Origin of the sequence: Bartonella sp. CL434QHHD, assembly GCF_042195145.1 — a bacterium.
GTDB lineage: Bacteria > Pseudomonadota > Alphaproteobacteria > Rhizobiales > Rhizobiaceae > Bartonella.
In genome coordinates this window covers 38,261-53,585 of sequence record NZ_JBHINT010000004.1, presented here as the reverse complement: position 1 = coordinate 53,585, position 15,325 = coordinate 38,261, and the positions used below count along the sequence as shown (strand labels likewise).

General features: G+C 38.6%; 13 protein-coding genes and 1 pseudogene. 10 read left to right on the top strand and 4 right to left on the bottom strand.

Annotated elements, in window-relative coordinates:
• Positions 1-330 (bottom strand): annotated as a pseudogene (locus ACFILN_RS00370) (tyrosine-type recombinase/integrase); the annotation flags it as partial.
• Positions 331-475: 145 nt separating this feature from the next.
• Positions 476-757 carry a type II toxin-antitoxin system RelB/DinJ family antitoxin gene (locus ACFILN_RS00365; RefSeq protein WP_273791337.1) on the bottom strand — a complete coding sequence of 94 codons (282 nt, stop codon included), beginning with the start codon at positions 755-757 and terminating at the stop codon, positions 476-478.
• Between the two features lie 282 nt (positions 758-1,039).
• Between ACFILN_RS00365 and ACFILN_RS00360 the strand changes: the two genes are divergently transcribed.
• From ACFILN_RS00360 to ACFILN_RS00350, 3 genes are all read left to right on the top strand, one after another.
• Positions 1,040-2,002 (top strand): L-threonylcarbamoyladenylate synthase, encoded by a 963-nt coding sequence (locus tag ACFILN_RS00360; RefSeq protein WP_375664732.1) that lies wholly within the window; start codon positions 1,040-1,042, stop codon positions 2,000-2,002.
• Positions 2,003-2,004: 2 nt separating this feature from the next.
• Complete coding sequence (locus ACFILN_RS00355) at positions 2,005-3,414, top strand: FAD-binding oxidoreductase (protein ID WP_273791339.1); 1,410 nt, start codon at positions 2,005-2,007, stop codon at positions 3,412-3,414.
• Positions 3,415-3,558: 144 nt separating this feature from the next.
• The gene (locus ACFILN_RS00350) at positions 3,559-4,086 is read left to right on the top strand and encodes a DUF6101 family protein (RefSeq protein ID WP_012754813.1); all 528 of its coding nucleotides are present in this window, start codon (positions 3,559-3,561) and stop codon (positions 4,084-4,086) included.
• Positions 4,087-5,153: 1,067 nt separating this feature from the next.
• Here ACFILN_RS00350 and purD read toward each other — a convergent pair.
• Entirely contained in the window at positions 5,154-6,437 is a 1,284-nt protein-coding gene (gene purD / locus ACFILN_RS00345; RefSeq protein WP_375631379.1) for a phosphoribosylamine--glycine ligase, read from the bottom strand.
• Positions 6,438-6,527: 90 nt separating this feature from the next.
• On the opposite strand from purD, the gene ubiA reads away from it, so the two are divergent.
• Positions 6,528-7,532, top strand: a complete 1,005-nt coding sequence (ubiA, locus tag ACFILN_RS00340; protein ID WP_375631380.1) for a 4-hydroxybenzoate octaprenyltransferase — start codon at positions 6,528-6,530, stop codon at positions 7,530-7,532.
• A 237-nt stretch (positions 7,533-7,769) separates the two neighbouring features.
• Here the strand turns inward: ubiA and pdxH are convergent, their stop codons facing one another.
• A complete protein-coding gene (gene pdxH / locus ACFILN_RS00335; RefSeq protein WP_375628318.1) occupies positions 7,770-8,393 on the bottom strand; it encodes a pyridoxamine 5'-phosphate oxidase in 624 nt (207 codons plus the stop codon).
• A 323-nt stretch (positions 8,394-8,716) separates the two neighbouring features.
• Here pdxH and ACFILN_RS00330 point away from each other — a divergent pair, with 323 nt between their 5' ends.
• The 6 genes from ACFILN_RS00330 (at position 8,717) to dxs (ending at position 15,325) form a co-directional block, all read left to right on the top strand.
• Complete coding sequence (locus ACFILN_RS00330) at positions 8,717-9,619, top strand: J domain-containing protein (RefSeq protein ID WP_273791343.1); 903 nt, start codon at positions 8,717-8,719, stop codon at positions 9,617-9,619.
• Positions 9,620-9,746: 127 nt separating this feature from the next.
• Positions 9,747-10,565, top strand: a complete 819-nt coding sequence (gene fabI / locus ACFILN_RS00325; protein ID WP_273791344.1) for an enoyl-ACP reductase FabI — start codon at positions 9,747-9,749, stop codon at positions 10,563-10,565.
• Positions 10,566-10,711: 146 nt separating this feature from the next.
• The gene (aroC, locus tag ACFILN_RS00320) at positions 10,712-11,800 is read left to right on the top strand and encodes a chorismate synthase (RefSeq protein ID WP_375631381.1); all 1,089 of its coding nucleotides are present in this window, start codon (positions 10,712-10,714) and stop codon (positions 11,798-11,800) included.
• Positions 11,801-11,815: 15 nt separating this feature from the next.
• The gene (gene ribB / locus ACFILN_RS00315; RefSeq protein WP_375631382.1) at positions 11,816-12,919 is read left to right on the top strand and encodes a 3,4-dihydroxy-2-butanone-4-phosphate synthase; all 1,104 of its coding nucleotides are present in this window, start codon (positions 11,816-11,818) and stop codon (positions 12,917-12,919) included.
• A 7-nt stretch (positions 12,920-12,926) separates the two neighbouring features.
• Positions 12,927-13,181 (top strand): exodeoxyribonuclease VII small subunit, encoded by a 255-nt coding sequence (locus ACFILN_RS00310; RefSeq protein WP_273791347.1) that lies wholly within the window; start codon positions 12,927-12,929, stop codon positions 13,179-13,181.
• A gap of 236 nt (positions 13,182-13,417) precedes the next feature.
• The gene (dxs, locus tag ACFILN_RS00305) at positions 13,418-15,325 is read left to right on the top strand and encodes a 1-deoxy-D-xylulose-5-phosphate synthase (protein WP_273791348.1); all 1,908 of its coding nucleotides are present in this window, start codon (positions 13,418-13,420) and stop codon (positions 15,323-15,325) included.

The following is a 15,325-nucleotide window of genomic DNA, read 5'->3' as shown; positions in this document are numbered from 1 at the left end:
ATTTTTTCTCATATACGCCGCCATCATCGTATGTGAAAGAGGACCACGACCGGTAAGTGAAAAGATGAAATCACTTTTAGAAATACAGCGGGCTTGTTCAATTACTTTTAATGCTTCAGATGATAAGGGCACGCGAAATTCTTTTGTTGTATCACGTTTTCCTTTCATATTCTCAGCAGGTATGATCCATATATCCCCATCAATTTGATCTTTATGAATATGACGTAAAGGGTTAGAGCGAACCCCTGTAATGATAAGCAGACGAAAAGCAAGATGTGTTATGTTTTGTGTTTTACAGAGGAACTGATAAAAAGCCGGCACATCTCTCCAATGCGCCGTTAGCGGTTCATTCTCCGCTAACGCTTTGACCACAAGCAGTAAATTCTCCTCTAGTGCATTAGCATACCTACCTTTGCTTTCATGTTTAAGATCACACCGGAATGAACGCGTATAGACAATTTCCCGCATAGCAAGCTTAGGTTTGCTTTTCAGATTTACGCATTTCGGTTCTATCTTCCCGTATCATGGTCCTTAAGCCGTCTAATGATGTATGTTCGATGCGTCTCATTTCAGCATCCTCGATAGCTCGTAATGTTTCCGGATTTGGTTGGAATAGATCAAGCGGTAATGCTCGATCTCTAGCAATGCGGGTCATAAACATGCGTACTGCATCCGATACAGTTAAACCCGTAGACTTAATAACTGCACTTGCAATTTCTTGAACTTCATCAGGTATGCGGGCTTGAATTTTTCCCATTGCTAAACCTCCTATTCAATTGTAGTACAATGTACTACACGTTAAGTTTATGTCAAGAGTTTCAACAATAGCTTTTCACAAGAGAACTTAGCAAAATTCAAAAAATGATTAGAGAAAGTTGGCAGAATAAGATATGTTTTGTAGAAGAATATTGGAAAATCCTATTCCCTAACCTTTATTTATGAACCTCGCACTTTTAAAAAAAACTATATAAAATCAATGTGATATATGAATAAAAAAGAGCATAATATCACTAAAAGAGTGTTATAGAAATGATGTATCATGACGATTCTACCACTCGATAGTGCTTCGATAAGAGAAGCAATAGCGCTTCTTGAAAAAGGGAAGTTAGTAGCGTTACCAACGGAAACTGTTTATGGATTAGCGGGCGATGCAACCAATGGGAGGGCAATTTCTTCTATTTATTCTACAAAGGGTCGTCCGCAAATTAATCCTCTTATTGCGCATGTTAGCGGCATCGAAATGGCACAACGTTATGTTAAAATTGACTTTCTTTCACGCCAATTAATGGAGGAATTTTGGCCAGGGCCTTTGACATTGGTTTTGCCTTTAAAGGAACAGCATAATATCCATCCTTTAACAACCTCTGGTTTGAATACCTTGGCTGTTCGTTTTCCAGACAGTCGTTTTGCGGAAGTGGTACAACATTTTGGCCGTCCACTTGCTGCTCCTAGTGCGAATCAATCGGGGCGTCTTAGCCCTACTTCAGCTGAGGCTGTTTTTGCATCTTTGGGGGAATCTGTTCCTTTAATATTGGACGGAGGACCTGCTAAAATAGGGCTAGAATCAACGATTATTAAAATTTGTGGTGAAAATATTTATCTTTTGCGTCCAGGGGGGCTTACGGCTGATAAAATTGAAGAAGTTGTGGGGAAGTCTTTAAAACGGATAGATCAAAGGGCGGCGATTGAAGCTCCTGGGATGTTAAAATCGCATTATGCCCCCAATGCCACGGTTCGTTTGAATGTAGAAAAGGTGGAAAATGGTGAAGCGCTTTTAGCATTTGGTTCAAAGCGTGTTATGGGGGCTGAAAATGCCGTTTCTATTTTAAACCTTAGCGAAGATGGAAAGTTGGAAGAGGCAGCCTCTCATTTATTTCAATATATGAAGGAATTAGATTCATTTAAAGTGAGATGTATCGCAGTAGAACCTATTCCATCATACGGATTAGGGGAGGCTATCAATGATCGTCTTATACGGGCTGCAGCTCCAAAGGAGAAATGAACATGGAGCAGGAATTAATTGAGGGGTTTAGGGAAATTGTTGGTGCTAAGCATGCTATAACAGATCAAGCGTTGATTGCGCCGTATTTGCTTGAAGAGCGTGGGCTTTTTCATGGAAAAACACCTTTACTTTTACGTCCATCTTCTTGCGCAGAGATCTCATCGATTATGCAGTTAGCGAGCAAAACGCGCACACCGATTGTGCCACAGGGTGGAAATACAGGGCTTGTGGGGGGACAACAACCAGATGAAAGAGGAGGGAGCGTTCTTTTATCCATGGAGCGATTAAATAAGATTAGAGCTATAAATCTTGAGGGAAATTTTGTTGTTGTAGAGGCTGGTGTTATTTTACAGGATTTACAGAAAAAAGTGGATGAATCAGGTCGTTTTTTCCCTCTTTCTTTGGCATCTGAAGGTTCTTGCCAAGTAGGAGGCAATCTTTCGTCGAATGCTGGAGGGACAGCTGTTTTAGCTTATGGCAATATGCGTGATCTTTGTCTTGGTTTAGAAGTTGTTTTACCGGATGGGCGTATTTTAGATGATTTGCGTTTTGTTAAAAAAGACAATAGCGGTTACGATTTAAAAGATCTTTTTATTGGTGCAGAAGGCACATTGGGAGTTATAACCGCAGCCGTTTTGAAGATGTTTCCAAAAATAAAAGGAAAAGCTGTTGCTTTGGTGGGATTATATAGTCCGGCGAAGGCTTTAGAGTTTTTATCTCTGGCTCAAGAATATGGAGGAGGGATGTTGACAGGTTTTGAGCTCATGGGAAATCTCAGTTTGCAAATGGCTTTAGATTATAAGATGTGTGAGAAGCCTCCTCTTCAGCGGAAACATGAATGGTATGTATTAATGAACATTTCATCGTTGCAAGGCAATGATGAGGCATTATCGGTATTGAGTACTATTTTAGAAGAAGCTTTAAAGAATGCGGTGATAGAAGATGCAGTTGTTGCGCAATCTTTAAAACAGCAAGATTTTTTTTGGCAATTACGAGAAAGTATATCATCAGCACAAAAGTTAGCAGGAGGGTCCATTAAGCATGATATTGCAATCCCACTTGCTTCTATTCCTGATTTTATTGCTGAGGCAGCGCTTATTGTAGAAGATATTGCTCCAGGAGCACGGGTGATTTGTTTTGGACACATGGGCGATGGAAATTTACATTATAATATTACACAACCTGTAGGAGCTGATACGACAGTGTTCTTGCAGTTATGGTCAACAATGAATCATCGCATTCATAGTTTAGTGGTGGACTATAGAGGTGCATTTTCTGCTGAGCATGGAATTGGTCAGCTTAAGCGCGAAGAACTTCGTTCTTTTAAATCGCCTGTCGCATTGGATATTATGCAAGGGATTAAAAAAACGCTCGATCCTTTAGGGATAATGAATCCTGGAAAAGTATTATAATTCAAGAATGGTGATCATGTATTTTTGTTTAGATTTTAATAACCAAAAAAGAAACCAGTTGTTTTTTATTCAAACTTTTAATAATCCAATGAGAAAAAGCTGCTAAAGGGTGTATGTTATTTAAGATAAATTGGGATAATGTATATGGCTAATCAATGCTTTAATCAGGCAAAAGCGGTGCTTGAATTTCGGTTAGATCCGTGCCATTTGCCACAAACGACGACATATTTTTCATCCAAAACGGGTAATCAGGTTATTTGTTCGTTAAATGAGCGTGGTGTTTCTTTTAAAACGGATATGCCTTCAAGTTTATCGCATTTAATACCCCCTTATCATTTCCAAGGAATTGCAGCACGTACCGTAAAAACGCGTTCAGGAGAAAGAGCTGTTGCATTAGAATTACTTCATGCCGATGAGGAAGCTTGTATACCACTTTTGGTTTCCAGAGATTTGAATAATGTTCTTCTGGATTGGCGGTTATGGGCGGATACTTATGGCCTTCCCATGCTTATGATCAATGAAGATAATCGCATTCTGGTTGTAAAAGATCGTTCTGATTTACATCGATTTTTTGGTACAACAGCACATTCTAAACAAAAGCGTTTTTTACTTCGTTATAGCAATCCGTTAGGCTTGCGTTTGGTGATTGCGAATCGAATTGCACTCCAGTAATATTAACATGCATTTATTTTTGTACTACCGTCAGCATTTATCTTGTTGTGCTGTAAAACATCGTTGTTTGGAGCGGTAATATAAGGCATGTAAACTTCACACATGAAGTGTTTTAGGAGATATGGCAAATATTCTTAAGTTTGCTTGTAGGTATTTGTGTAAGTGCAGCATAGGAGTGGGAAGCAAGAGGAACCCGCTCAATGAGAATCCAGACCTTTACAGACGGGATTTGGTGTGACTTTTGGTTCTTGAAAACAAAAAGAGGAAGTCAATGATTGTAAATGAGAGTTTTTTGACACCATACATTGGCAGCAGGAATCGATTATGTAAAACGCTTTTTTCGGAGAGGTAAAAACGGTTTTCATAACAATAGAAACTGTTTTTTTTGGCGGTATAATTTTGGGTTTTTGCCACATCATAAAAACACCAGCAGCTTGCTGGAAGTGTTTTTGAATTTTTTTATAAATAATTTCTCCATGTTGAATGAGAGCTTTGAATATTGCAGAATATTCTTATTTCATCTCTCTCTCTTATAATCAAAATCATTTAGATAGAAAGGGTGATCGTAATATTGAGAGTTGGAAAATACAAAGATGGTATCGGTTTTTATTCCAGAAAGATGGAAGAGTGGATTTATACTATTTGCAGGTAGTGTTGTAAAATGGGAGTGATGAGCATGAGAGGTATTGTTTAAGAATTTGTATGTGAATAATATAACTATCTTTTTTGGGCATTTTATTTTTTGTAAAAGCGGAATTTCATTAAAAACGCGATAGATAAAAGAAATGATAGTATATATGTTTTTCTTCAGGACTTTATAAGAAAGAAAGTGTTTATAAAAATGATGAGAAAATACGTTTAAAGTAACAGTAAAATGATCATTTTATATTACATTTTCGGATTCAAAAAATTTTCCTATTTTATCATGAGTAGATATTCTATTTATAATATTTGATTGTTCAAAGGAAAGCACACTCATTTTTTCAAAATTATGGTCAACGTAAAACAGTGAGAAAATTTGTGTGTCATGCTCTTATATAAAATAATAAAATCGTAAAAAAGAATATTCAAAGGATTTTATTTTCTCGCGCAACGGCTCTCCATCCGATATCACGACGAACAAAACCTTCTGGCCAATCAATACAATCAACAGCTTCATAGGCACGTTTTTGTGCATGCGTAATCGTTTTTCCTGTTGCAGTTATATTGAGAACACGTCCACCATTTGCAATGAGTTCTCCATCACGCAACACTGTACCAGCTTGAAAAACTTTCACATCGGGAAGAGAGTTTACTTGATCAACGTTACGGATAACAGTACCTTTTTGGGGAGAGTCTGGATAACCATTAGCAGCCATAACAACGGTGAGAGCAGCTTTTTCAGACCACCGAAGAGGCTTATTTTCAAGTTTTCCTTGAGCAGCAGCAAGAAAAATTGGCAAAATGTCATCTTTGAGGCGCATCATTAAAACTTGACATTCAGGATCACCGAATCGTACGTTAAATTCAATTAATTCGGGTCCTTTTTGCGTTATCATTAATCCGACGAAGAGAATACCTTTAAAGGGAGCGCCCATTTCTTTCATGCTTTTTAAAGCTGGTTCAACAATTTCTTTGAGAGTACGATTCACTATTTCTTTGGTCATGATGGGCGCTGGTGAATAAGCACCCATACCACCGGTGTTTGCTCCAATATCCCCATCACCTACACGTTTATGATCTTGAGCAGATCCAAAAGGAAGAGCAACTTTACCATCACAAAGGCAGAAGAAGCTTGCTTCTTCACCTTCAAGAAAAGATTCTACAACAATTTTGTTTCCTGCATCTCCAAATGTACTTTTGAAGCAGGCATCAACTGCGTTAAATGCTTCTTCCATAGTTGTTGCAACCACAACACCTTTGCCAGCTGCTAAGCCATCAGCTTTAATAACAATGGGAACATCTTGTTGCTGAATGTAAGCTTTAGCTTTAGAGGCATCATTAAAGCATTGGTAACTTCCTGTAGGAATGTTATTCTTACGACATAAATCTTTTGTAAAAGCTTTTGAACCTTCTAGTTGAGCAGCTTTTTGAGTAGGACCAAATACACAGATGTTAGCGCTATTAAGAGAGTCTGTTATACCCGCAACCAATGGTGCTTCTGGTCCTACAATTACAAGATCAATAGAACGTGCTTTACAAAAATCAATAACAAGGGAATGGTCATCAATGTTTAAATTAATATTTTCACCAAATTCTGTTGTTGCAGGATTTCCAGGAGCACAGTATAACTTTGTTAGCAGTGGTGATGCTGCTATTTTCCATGCTAAAGCGTGTTCTCGTCCACCTGAGCCAATAAGAAGAATATTCATTGCTTGCTCCTCTCATAAAAGATGATTAATCTCATCCCCTTCTCATAAGAATGAAATGTCTCTATCGCAAGACCAAAGGTAAATCATTTGATGAAAAAAAATAAAAATATCGCGCATGTTCAGTCCTATGATAGCCAAGGACGGGTTATGGATGCATCTTCCAAACAATGGGTTTACAATTTCCTTCCCTGTTCTTTATGGTTTTATGCGCAATTGGCGCGTTGGGATCGGCCTATTGGATGGCAATTGTTGATGTGGCCTTGTTTTTGGTCAACAACAATGGCTTTTTTCTCTTATAAAATGCATTACGATACTCTTTTATCAATGTTTCTTCATTGGGTTTGGTATCTTTTTCTTTTTTTTCTGGGATCTATTGCTATGCGAGGGGCAGGATGTACTTGGAATGATCTTATTGACCATAAAATTGATGCTCAGGTAGAAAGGACACGTTCTCGCCCATTGCCGACAGGTCATGTGAGTCGGTTTCAAGCAAGAGTTTTTATACTTGTGCAATGTTTGGTTGGTTTAGTTGTTTTATCACAATTTAATAGGTTTAGTTTTTTTCTAGGTATTTCGTCATTGATAGCTGTTGCATTTTATCCTTTTATGAAACGCGTAACATATTGGCCGCAGTTTTTTTTAGGCGTTGCGTTTAATTGGGGGGCATTAATGGGGTGGGCTGTTGTCTTTGGAAGTTTAAGCTGGGCACCAATCTTGCTTTATGTAGGATCAATTTTGTGGACCATAGGATATGATACAATCTACGCACATCAAGATAAAGAAGATGACGTTACTGTTGGTGTCCGTTCTACGGCTCTTCTCTTTGGTAAAGCAACCAAGCGTGCTTTAGTATTTTTGTATGGTGGTTTTGTGATGTTCATTAGTCTAGCATTTTATTTAGCTGGAGTCCCTGTTCTTAGTTTTTTGGGGATTTTTGTGGCAAGCATCCATATGTTTATTCAAATTAAAGTCATTGATATAGATGACAGTTCACAATGCCTCAGGCTTTTCAAATCTAATTCGCTTATTGGTTTTGTGATTTTTGCTGGTTTAGTATGTGGGGGTATATGGACGATATTTTATCCTGCGGTCTAAAAATAAGTTAGCTAAAATCATAGTTTCTACTGAATACAGTATGTTTTTTTAAATAAGCTTGTTGCTAATCTATTTTTAAGCGATACAGTAGAAAATATTACTAATCAACTGTTACAGTGGAAATGAAATTCTTCTATTTAAATAAAATAAATCATCTTCTTTTAGAATTTTTCAAATAAAAAATATTTGTTTAACTGTTGGGAAGAAAAAATCTTCATAACGATGAAATTTGAAGGATTAGGGATAAAGTTTTTGTCTTTTCCAATCGCTGTGTTCAACACAATCTCGTGTAAAAAGCAGACGATCATGTAAACGAAATGGGCGATCACACCAGAACTCTATAGAAAGGGGTTTAACACGAAACCCAGACCAATAAGGTGGTCGTGGAATATTACCTAGAGCATAACGCGCAGTATATTGAGCAATTGCTTTTTCGAGCACAAAACGATTGTCTAAAGGTTGAGATTGTTTAGATGCCCATGCACCAATTCGACTACCACGTGGTCGTGATTGGAAATAGGCATCGGCTTCCTGTTGACTTACTTTTTCAACAATTCCTCTAATTCTTACCTGACGACGGAGCGATTTCCAATGAAAACCTAAGGATGCTTTCATTGATTTTAAAATTTCTTGTCCTTTACAGCTTTCATAATTGGTATAGAAGACAAAGCCTTGGGGACTGTAGTCTTTGAGGAGAACCATACGAACATTAGGGAGTCCTGTTTCGTCAACTGTTGCTAATGCCATAGCATTCGGATCATTTATTTCACTTATCGTTGCCTCTTCAAGCCACTTTGCGAAAAGTTCAAAAGGTTTTTGCATTTGCATAAAATGATCATCTGTTGGTATTTTTTTGCTCATAGTTTCTCCAAATATCAGTGAGCATGGGTGAGGCATTTTCTCATTTACTTTATCATCAAGAAGTCACAGTACCATTTTTCCTTATTTTCAAAAAGCCAATGCTATCGTGTATTTCTATGGTAGTTTAATTATTTTTACTTTAGCATAGACTACAAGGAGCTATATTAAATAAATATCTCATTTTATCTGGTATTTTAGTTTATTGATAGACATATAAAGAGAAAAGAAGAAATTATTCTCTAGAATAGATTGATGAAGTTATAAGGGTATTAACAACGTATCAGTTGATATTTTGAAAACGAAGAAATTGAAAAGAGGGCAATATGCGTGATCCCTACACGATTCTGGGTGTGGCACGTACCGCAAAATCGCAAGAGATTAAATCGGCATTTAGAAGATTAGCAAAGAAGTATCATCCAGATCATAATAGAGATGATGCAAAGGCTAAAGAAAAATTTGCTGAAATTAATCAAGCTTATGAAATTATAGGTGATAAAGATAAAAAGGCACAATTTGACCGCGGTGAAATTGATATGGAAGGAAAACCGCTTTATCAAGCCTATGGTACTGGTGAAAATTTTAGCAATAAACAAAATCCCTTTTCAGGAAGAGCAAAGGGATTTGATTTTTCCTCTTCAGGTGGTGCAGGTTTTGATGCGAGTGATATTTTTCGGGATCTGTTTGGAGGAGGAGGTAGCTTTTCGAATTCCACACACTATAACCGTCCCCAACAAGGAGCACATGTTCGTGCTAATCTTGCCATAACACTAGAGCAGATGGTTGGCGCAGAAAAGGTGGAAGCTGTTTTTCCAAATGGAAAAAAGTTAAAAATTAAACTTCCATATTATATTGAAGACGGACAGGTTATTCGTTTAAAAGGTCAGGGAGAAGAGGTAGCTCTTGGGCAAGCAGGAGATGCGTTGATAACCATTCAGATTCAAAAACATCCTCGTTTTCGGGTTGAAGGAAGAGCACTTCATCTTGATTTACCAGTTTCTCTTAAACATGCTGTTTTGGGAGCAAAAGAAGAAGTTGAGACGTTGGAGGGACGTGTGGTTTTAACGATTCCTGCGTGGTCAAGTTCTGATCGCGTTTTACGGTTGAAAGGGAAAGGGCTTCGTTTAAAAAATGGTACAAGAGATGATCTTTATGTGCATGTTCGCATTATGTTGCCGGAAGGTGAAAATGCCGCGCTAGAACAGTTTTTGCAAATGCAACAAGATTAATTTTAAAATTTTTATATATAAAAGCGTAGTTTTTGTTTGATTTTAAACCAATTGCTTGAAGAAAAAGTTGACCTGTGTCATAGGCAGATGAATAATATTAATTTTAAGTAACAATGGGGCAGTGCTGATGGCTAAGGGTAATGGTTTATTGTACGGTAAGCGTGGTTTAATTTTGGGGTTGGCCAATAATCGCTCCATCGCTTGGGGAATCGCTAAAGCGGCAAGTAGCGCAGGGGCAGAGCTTGCTTTTACCTATCAGGGTGAAGCAATGAAAAAGCGTGTTGAGCCTTTGGCTGAAGAATTAAAGGGGTTTGTTTGTGGACATTGTGATGTTTCTGACAGTGTCTCTATTGATACGGTCTTTAAAGAAATAGAGAAGAAATGGGGAAAACTCGATTTTTTAGTTCATGCTATTGGTTTTTCTGATAAAGATGAATTAAGTGGTCGTTATATTGATATCAGCGAATCAAATTTTATGATGACCATGAATATTTCCGTTTATTCCCTAACGGCTCTAACGAAGCGTGCAGAAAAATTGATGCCAGATGGTGGTTCAATCTTGACACTGACCTATTATGGAGCAGAAAAGGTTGTTCCAAATTATAATGTAATGGGGGTTGCTAAAGCGGCTCTTGAAGCGAGCGTGAAATATTTAGCGGTAGATTTAGGTCCTCAAAATATTCGTGTTAATGCTATATCTGCTGGACCCATTAAAACGTTAGCAGCTTCTGGTATTGGTGATTTTCGTTATATTTTAAAATGGAATGAATATAATGCTCCATTACGTCGTACGGTAACAATTGAAGAGGTTGGTGATTCTGCGCTTTATTTTCTTTCAGATTTGTCTCGTTCTGTTACTGGTGAAGTCCATCATGTCGATTCGGGTTATAATATCATAGGTATGAAAGCCGTTGATGCACCAGACATTTCTGTCGTTAAAGAATAAAGTTTGGTTTATAGGATTTTATTGGACAGCAGTAATTTGACCAAATTTAAAGTGGCTAAGAGTATTTGAGCGCAAAGAGCTACCTTGTGTATAGCATACAACATGCGTTGTCGTTGTAATATTTGACAGAGAAACGGATCTTTTTCATGTCGCATAATACATTTGGTCATTTGTTTCGTGTAACAACATGGGGTGAAAGTCATGGTGCTGCTCTTGGTTGTGTCATTGATGGTTGTCCACCTGGAATTATTTTTACTCTTGCAGAAGTTCAAGCTTATCTTGATAAACGCAAACCAGGACAATCAAAATATACAACGCAGCGCCGAGAACCAGATAAAGTAGAGGTCCTTTCAGGAGTTGTTGTTCAAGACGATGGGACGACATTGGTGACAACAGGTACACCAATTTCTCTGTTGATTCGAAACACAGATCAGCGTTCGAAGGATTATAGCTCGATTGCCCATCAGTATCGTCCAGGACATGCGGATTATACTTATGATATTAAATATGGCATTCGTGATTTTCGAGGCGGGGGACGTGCTTCGGCACGGGAGACGGCAGCACGTGTTGCAGCTGGTGCATTTGCTCGTAAAATCGTTCCTGGTTTGATTGTACGAGGAGCAGTGATAGCAATTGGTCCTCATAATATTAATCGTGATCGTTGGGATTGGTCAGAGGTTGATAATAATCCTTTTTTTACAGCTGATGCAGAGATGGTTCACATTTTTAGTGATTATATCAGTAAACTCCGTAAAGAGGGGACATCTGTTGGAGCGGTTGTTGAGATCGTTGCAGAAAATGTTCCGGCAGGTTTAGGAGCCCCTATTTACGCAAAGCTTGATCAAGATATTGCCTCGTTACTTATGTCGATTAATGCGGTAAAAGGTGTGGAAATTGGTGATGGTTTTGCGGCAGCCCGCTTGAGTGGAGAAGAAAATGCCGATGAAATGCGAATGGGAAATGATGGAAAACCGCTTTTTTTATCAAATCATGCGGGAGGTATTTTAGGGGGAATATCGAGTGGACAGCCAATTGTTGCACGTTTTGCTGTAAAGCCTACTTCATCAATTTTAACACCTCGTCGCTCTATTGATGTTGATGGTCATGATATAAACGTTATAACAAAGGGGCGTCATGATCCATGTGTTGGGATCCGTGCCGTTCCTGTTGGTGAAGCGATGGTTGCTTGTGCTATTGCTGACCATTATCTAAGACATCGCGGTCAAGTTGGGTGATTGAGAAGGTGAACAATGGCGTATGATGAAAAAAAAATTGTTTCTGCACTTAAAGCTTTTGAACACGGTGAAATTGTTGTGGTAACAGATGATGATGACCGTGAAAATGAAGGTGATTTAACTGTTGCTGCAGCGCATTGTACAGAAGAAAAGATGGCGTTTATTCTTCGTCACACAACAGGTATTGTGTGCACACCTATGCCAAAAACAGAAGCAAAACGGTTTAATCTTTCTCCTATGGTACCAGATAATAACTCTGCACATGGGACACAATTTACGGTTACTGTTGATTTTAAACACGGCATAACAACAGGGATCTCAGCACATGACCGTACATTAGCTGTACGTAATCTTGCGAATTCAAATGCAAGTGCGGATGATTTTGTTCGTCCAGGGCATGTTTTTCCTTTGATTGCGCATGAAGGGGGGGTGCTCATGCGTTCAGGTCACACAGAGGCGGCTGTTGATTTATGTAAATTAGCTAATTTGCCGCCGGTTGGTGTTATCGGTGAGTTAGTTAATGATGATGGAAGCGTTAAACATGGCGATCAGATTATGAAATTTGCGCAAGAACATCGGTTGCATATTATAACGGTTGCAGATTTAATTGCTTACCGCCAACGTAAGGAAATATTGATCAAAAATGTTGGAGAAATGCCTATTGAAACATTTGTAGGTCCCGCTATTATTCAAAGTTATCAACTCCCTTGGGAAGCCGTTCAGCATATTGCAATTGTTTTTGGTGATGTCCGTGAGGGGGAGGATATTCCTGTGTATTTACATCATGAAAACATTATAAATGACGTTTTTTGTCAAACTTCAGATATTATGGTGATGATGCGGCGTATGATGGAAAAAGAAAAACGTGGCGTATTTATTTATTTGCGTGAAGGATCTGTTATACAATCAACTATTGATATTCAAAACATGGCAAGAGACAGTTCAGAAAACCATGTGCAGGCGATTGAACGCGAAGAAGAATGGCGCAAAATTGGTTTAGGATCACAAATTTTAAAATATTTAGGAATAGGCTCTGTTATTGTTTATGCTTCTAAAGAGCGCCATTATGTAGGTTTGGAAGGTTTTGGAATTCGTATATCCAGAACAGATATTTTTTGAGGTTCATATGAAAAAAGAGATACAAGAGGGAGATATTACGACCTTAAGTTTCGAGCAAGCGCTTAAGCAACTTGAAGTTATTGTCGAAAATTTGGAACGTGGCGATGTGCCTTTGGAACAATCCATTGATATTTATGAACGCGGTGAAGCGCTTAAAAAGCATTGTGAAAAACTCTTAAGAGTTGCTGAAGCTAAAGTTGAAAAAATCCAGTTTTCAGAAGAAGGTTCTCCAGAAGGAGTAGAACCACTTGATGCTAAATAATATTAAATCTTTTTGGATATTTATTGTGGGACTTAAGAGATGCAATAACCTTAGTTTATAAACAGAAAAATTTATTGATTTCTTTTTTATATAATAATTTAAAAATGAGGAAATTATAGTTCATCTCAATAGAAAAGAGCATTTTTCAGTAAAAAAAGATGCAAAACTGTAAATAAGAGTAGAGAAGATGTATTTCGTTGCGTTTTCTTGAGTTAAGATAATAGAAAGGATTTTTTTTGTCTCAGGTCCTAACACCATTGCTTGACCGTGTTTGTTTTCCGCAAGATTTGCGGGCATTGCATGAGTCTGATTTGGTACAGTTGGTTGATGAGTTGCGGACAGCAACAATTGATGCGGTTTCTGTAACAGGTGGTCATCTTGGGGCGGGACTTGGTGTTGTTGAGCTCACTGTTGCATTACATTATATTTTTAATACACCAGAGGATAGGATTATTTGGGATGTTGGTCATCAAACCTATCCACACAAGATTTTAACGGGGCGTAGAGAAAAAATTCGCACATTACGTCAAGAGGGCGGATTATCTGGTTTTACAAAACGTTCAGAAAGTGTGTATGATCCATTTGGAGCGGGGCATTCATCTACTTCTATTTCAGCGGGGCTTGGCATGGCGGTGGCAAGTGCTTTGAAAGCAGAGACAAGACGCAATATCATAACTGTCATTGGTGATGGTGCAATGTCTGCGGGTATGGCATATGAAGCAATGAACAACGCTGGTGTTTTGAATGCGCGCTTGATTGTTGTTCTTAATGATAACGATATGTCTATAGCACCACCTACAGGTGCTATGAGTGCACATCTTGCACGATTAGTGTCTCGTCCTTCTTATCGTCATTTGCGTGAACGCGTAAAGATGTTGAGCGAAAAATTGCCAAAGTTTTTTTTGGATAAGGCCCGTCGTTCAGAGGAATTTGCGCGTGGCCTTTTGGTTGGGGGAACTTTATTTGATGAGCTTGGCTTTTATTATGTTGGACCCATAGATGGGCACAATTTGGGGCATTTATTGCCTGTTTTTAAAAATGTTCGTGAATATCCTAACGGTCCTGTTTTGGTGCATGTTGTAACCCATAAGGGAAAGGGATATCCACCTGCAGAGGCCTCGTCTGATAAATATCATGGTGTTAATCGTTTTGATGTCACGACAGGAAAACAGGTAAAAGCATCAAGTAATATTCTACCCTATACCAAGGTATTTTCTAAAGCTTTAATAGAAGAAGCTCACCATGATGATAAGATTGTTGGCATAACAGCAGCGATGCCAACAGGGACAGGTCTTGATTCTTTTGCGAAAAAATTTCCTGAAAAAATGTTTGATGTTGGTATCGCTGAGCAACATGCCGTAACTTTTGCGGCAGGACTTGCTTGTGAAGGGTATAAGCCTTTTGTTGCAATTTATTCTACTTTTTTACAGCGTGCTTATGATCAAATTATTCATGATGTATCAATTCAAAAATTACCGGTACGTTTTGCTATTGACCGAGCAGGTTTTGTGGGGGCAGATGGCGCAACACATGCTGGAAGTTTTGATATTGTTTTTTTGTCCACTCTTCCTGAGTTTGTTGTTATGGCACCTTCTGATGAGCTTGAATTGATGCATATGGTGCGTACAGCTGCAGCTTATGATCAGGGACCCATTTCTTTTCGTTATCCGCGTGGTGAGGGGATTGGTATAGATTTACCGCAACGTGGTGAGTTATTAGAAATTGGAAAAGGGCGCGTTCTGCGTGAAGGGAATAAGATCGCTTTGGTTTGTTTTGGAACGCGGATGTCAGAAGTGTTGCAAGCTGCTGATGCGTTGGAGGTTGAAGGGTTATCTACAACGGTTGCAGATGCACGGTTTGCAAAACCTTTAGATAAGGATTTGATGCGTCGTTTGGCACGTGAGCATGAGGTATTGGTGACAATTGAAGAGGGGGCAATCGGTGGATTTGGAGCGCACATATTACAATTTTTAGCGCAAGAAGGGCTCTTAGAGCATGGTTTGAAAGTTCGTACACTACAACTTCCAGATGAATATTTGAATCACGGCTCACCAGAAAAAGTTCTTTCACGTATCGGGCTTGATGCTATGGGCATTGTCAACACGGTTTTTACAGCTTTGGACCGCGAGATTCGAACAGGATAA

Coding starts and splice junctions, on each gene's coding strand:
- ACFILN_RS00310 (WP_273791347.1), top strand. CDS start 12,927: ATGAAAAAAGAGATACAAGAGGGAGATATTACGACCTTAAGTTTCGAG.
- pdxH (WP_375628318.1), bottom strand. CDS start 8,393: ATGAGCAAAAAAATACCAACAGATGATCATTTTATGCAAATGCAAAAA.
- ubiA (WP_375631380.1), top strand. CDS start 6,528: ATGAAAAAAAATAAAAATATCGCGCATGTTCAGTCCTATGATAGCCAA.
- ACFILN_RS00350 (WP_012754813.1), top strand. CDS start 3,559: ATGGCTAATCAATGCTTTAATCAGGCAAAAGCGGTGCTTGAATTTCGG.
- ACFILN_RS00355 (WP_273791339.1), top strand. CDS start 2,005: ATGGAGCAGGAATTAATTGAGGGGTTTAGGGAAATTGTTGGTGCTAAG.
- ACFILN_RS00330 (WP_273791343.1), top strand. CDS start 8,717: ATGCGTGATCCCTACACGATTCTGGGTGTGGCACGTACCGCAAAATCG.
- ACFILN_RS00360 (WP_375664732.1), top strand. CDS start 1,040: ATGACGATTCTACCACTCGATAGTGCTTCGATAAGAGAAGCAATAGCG.
- ACFILN_RS00365 (WP_273791337.1), bottom strand. CDS start 757: ATGGGAAAAATTCAAGCCCGCATACCTGATGAAGTTCAAGAAATTGCA.
- aroC (WP_375631381.1), top strand. CDS start 10,712: ATGTCGCATAATACATTTGGTCATTTGTTTCGTGTAACAACATGGGGT.
- ribB (WP_375631382.1), top strand. CDS start 11,816: ATGGCGTATGATGAAAAAAAAATTGTTTCTGCACTTAAAGCTTTTGAA.
- fabI (WP_273791344.1), top strand. CDS start 9,747: ATGGCTAAGGGTAATGGTTTATTGTACGGTAAGCGTGGTTTAATTTTG.
- purD (WP_375631379.1), bottom strand. CDS start 6,437: ATGAATATTCTTCTTATTGGCTCAGGTGGACGAGAACACGCTTTAGCA.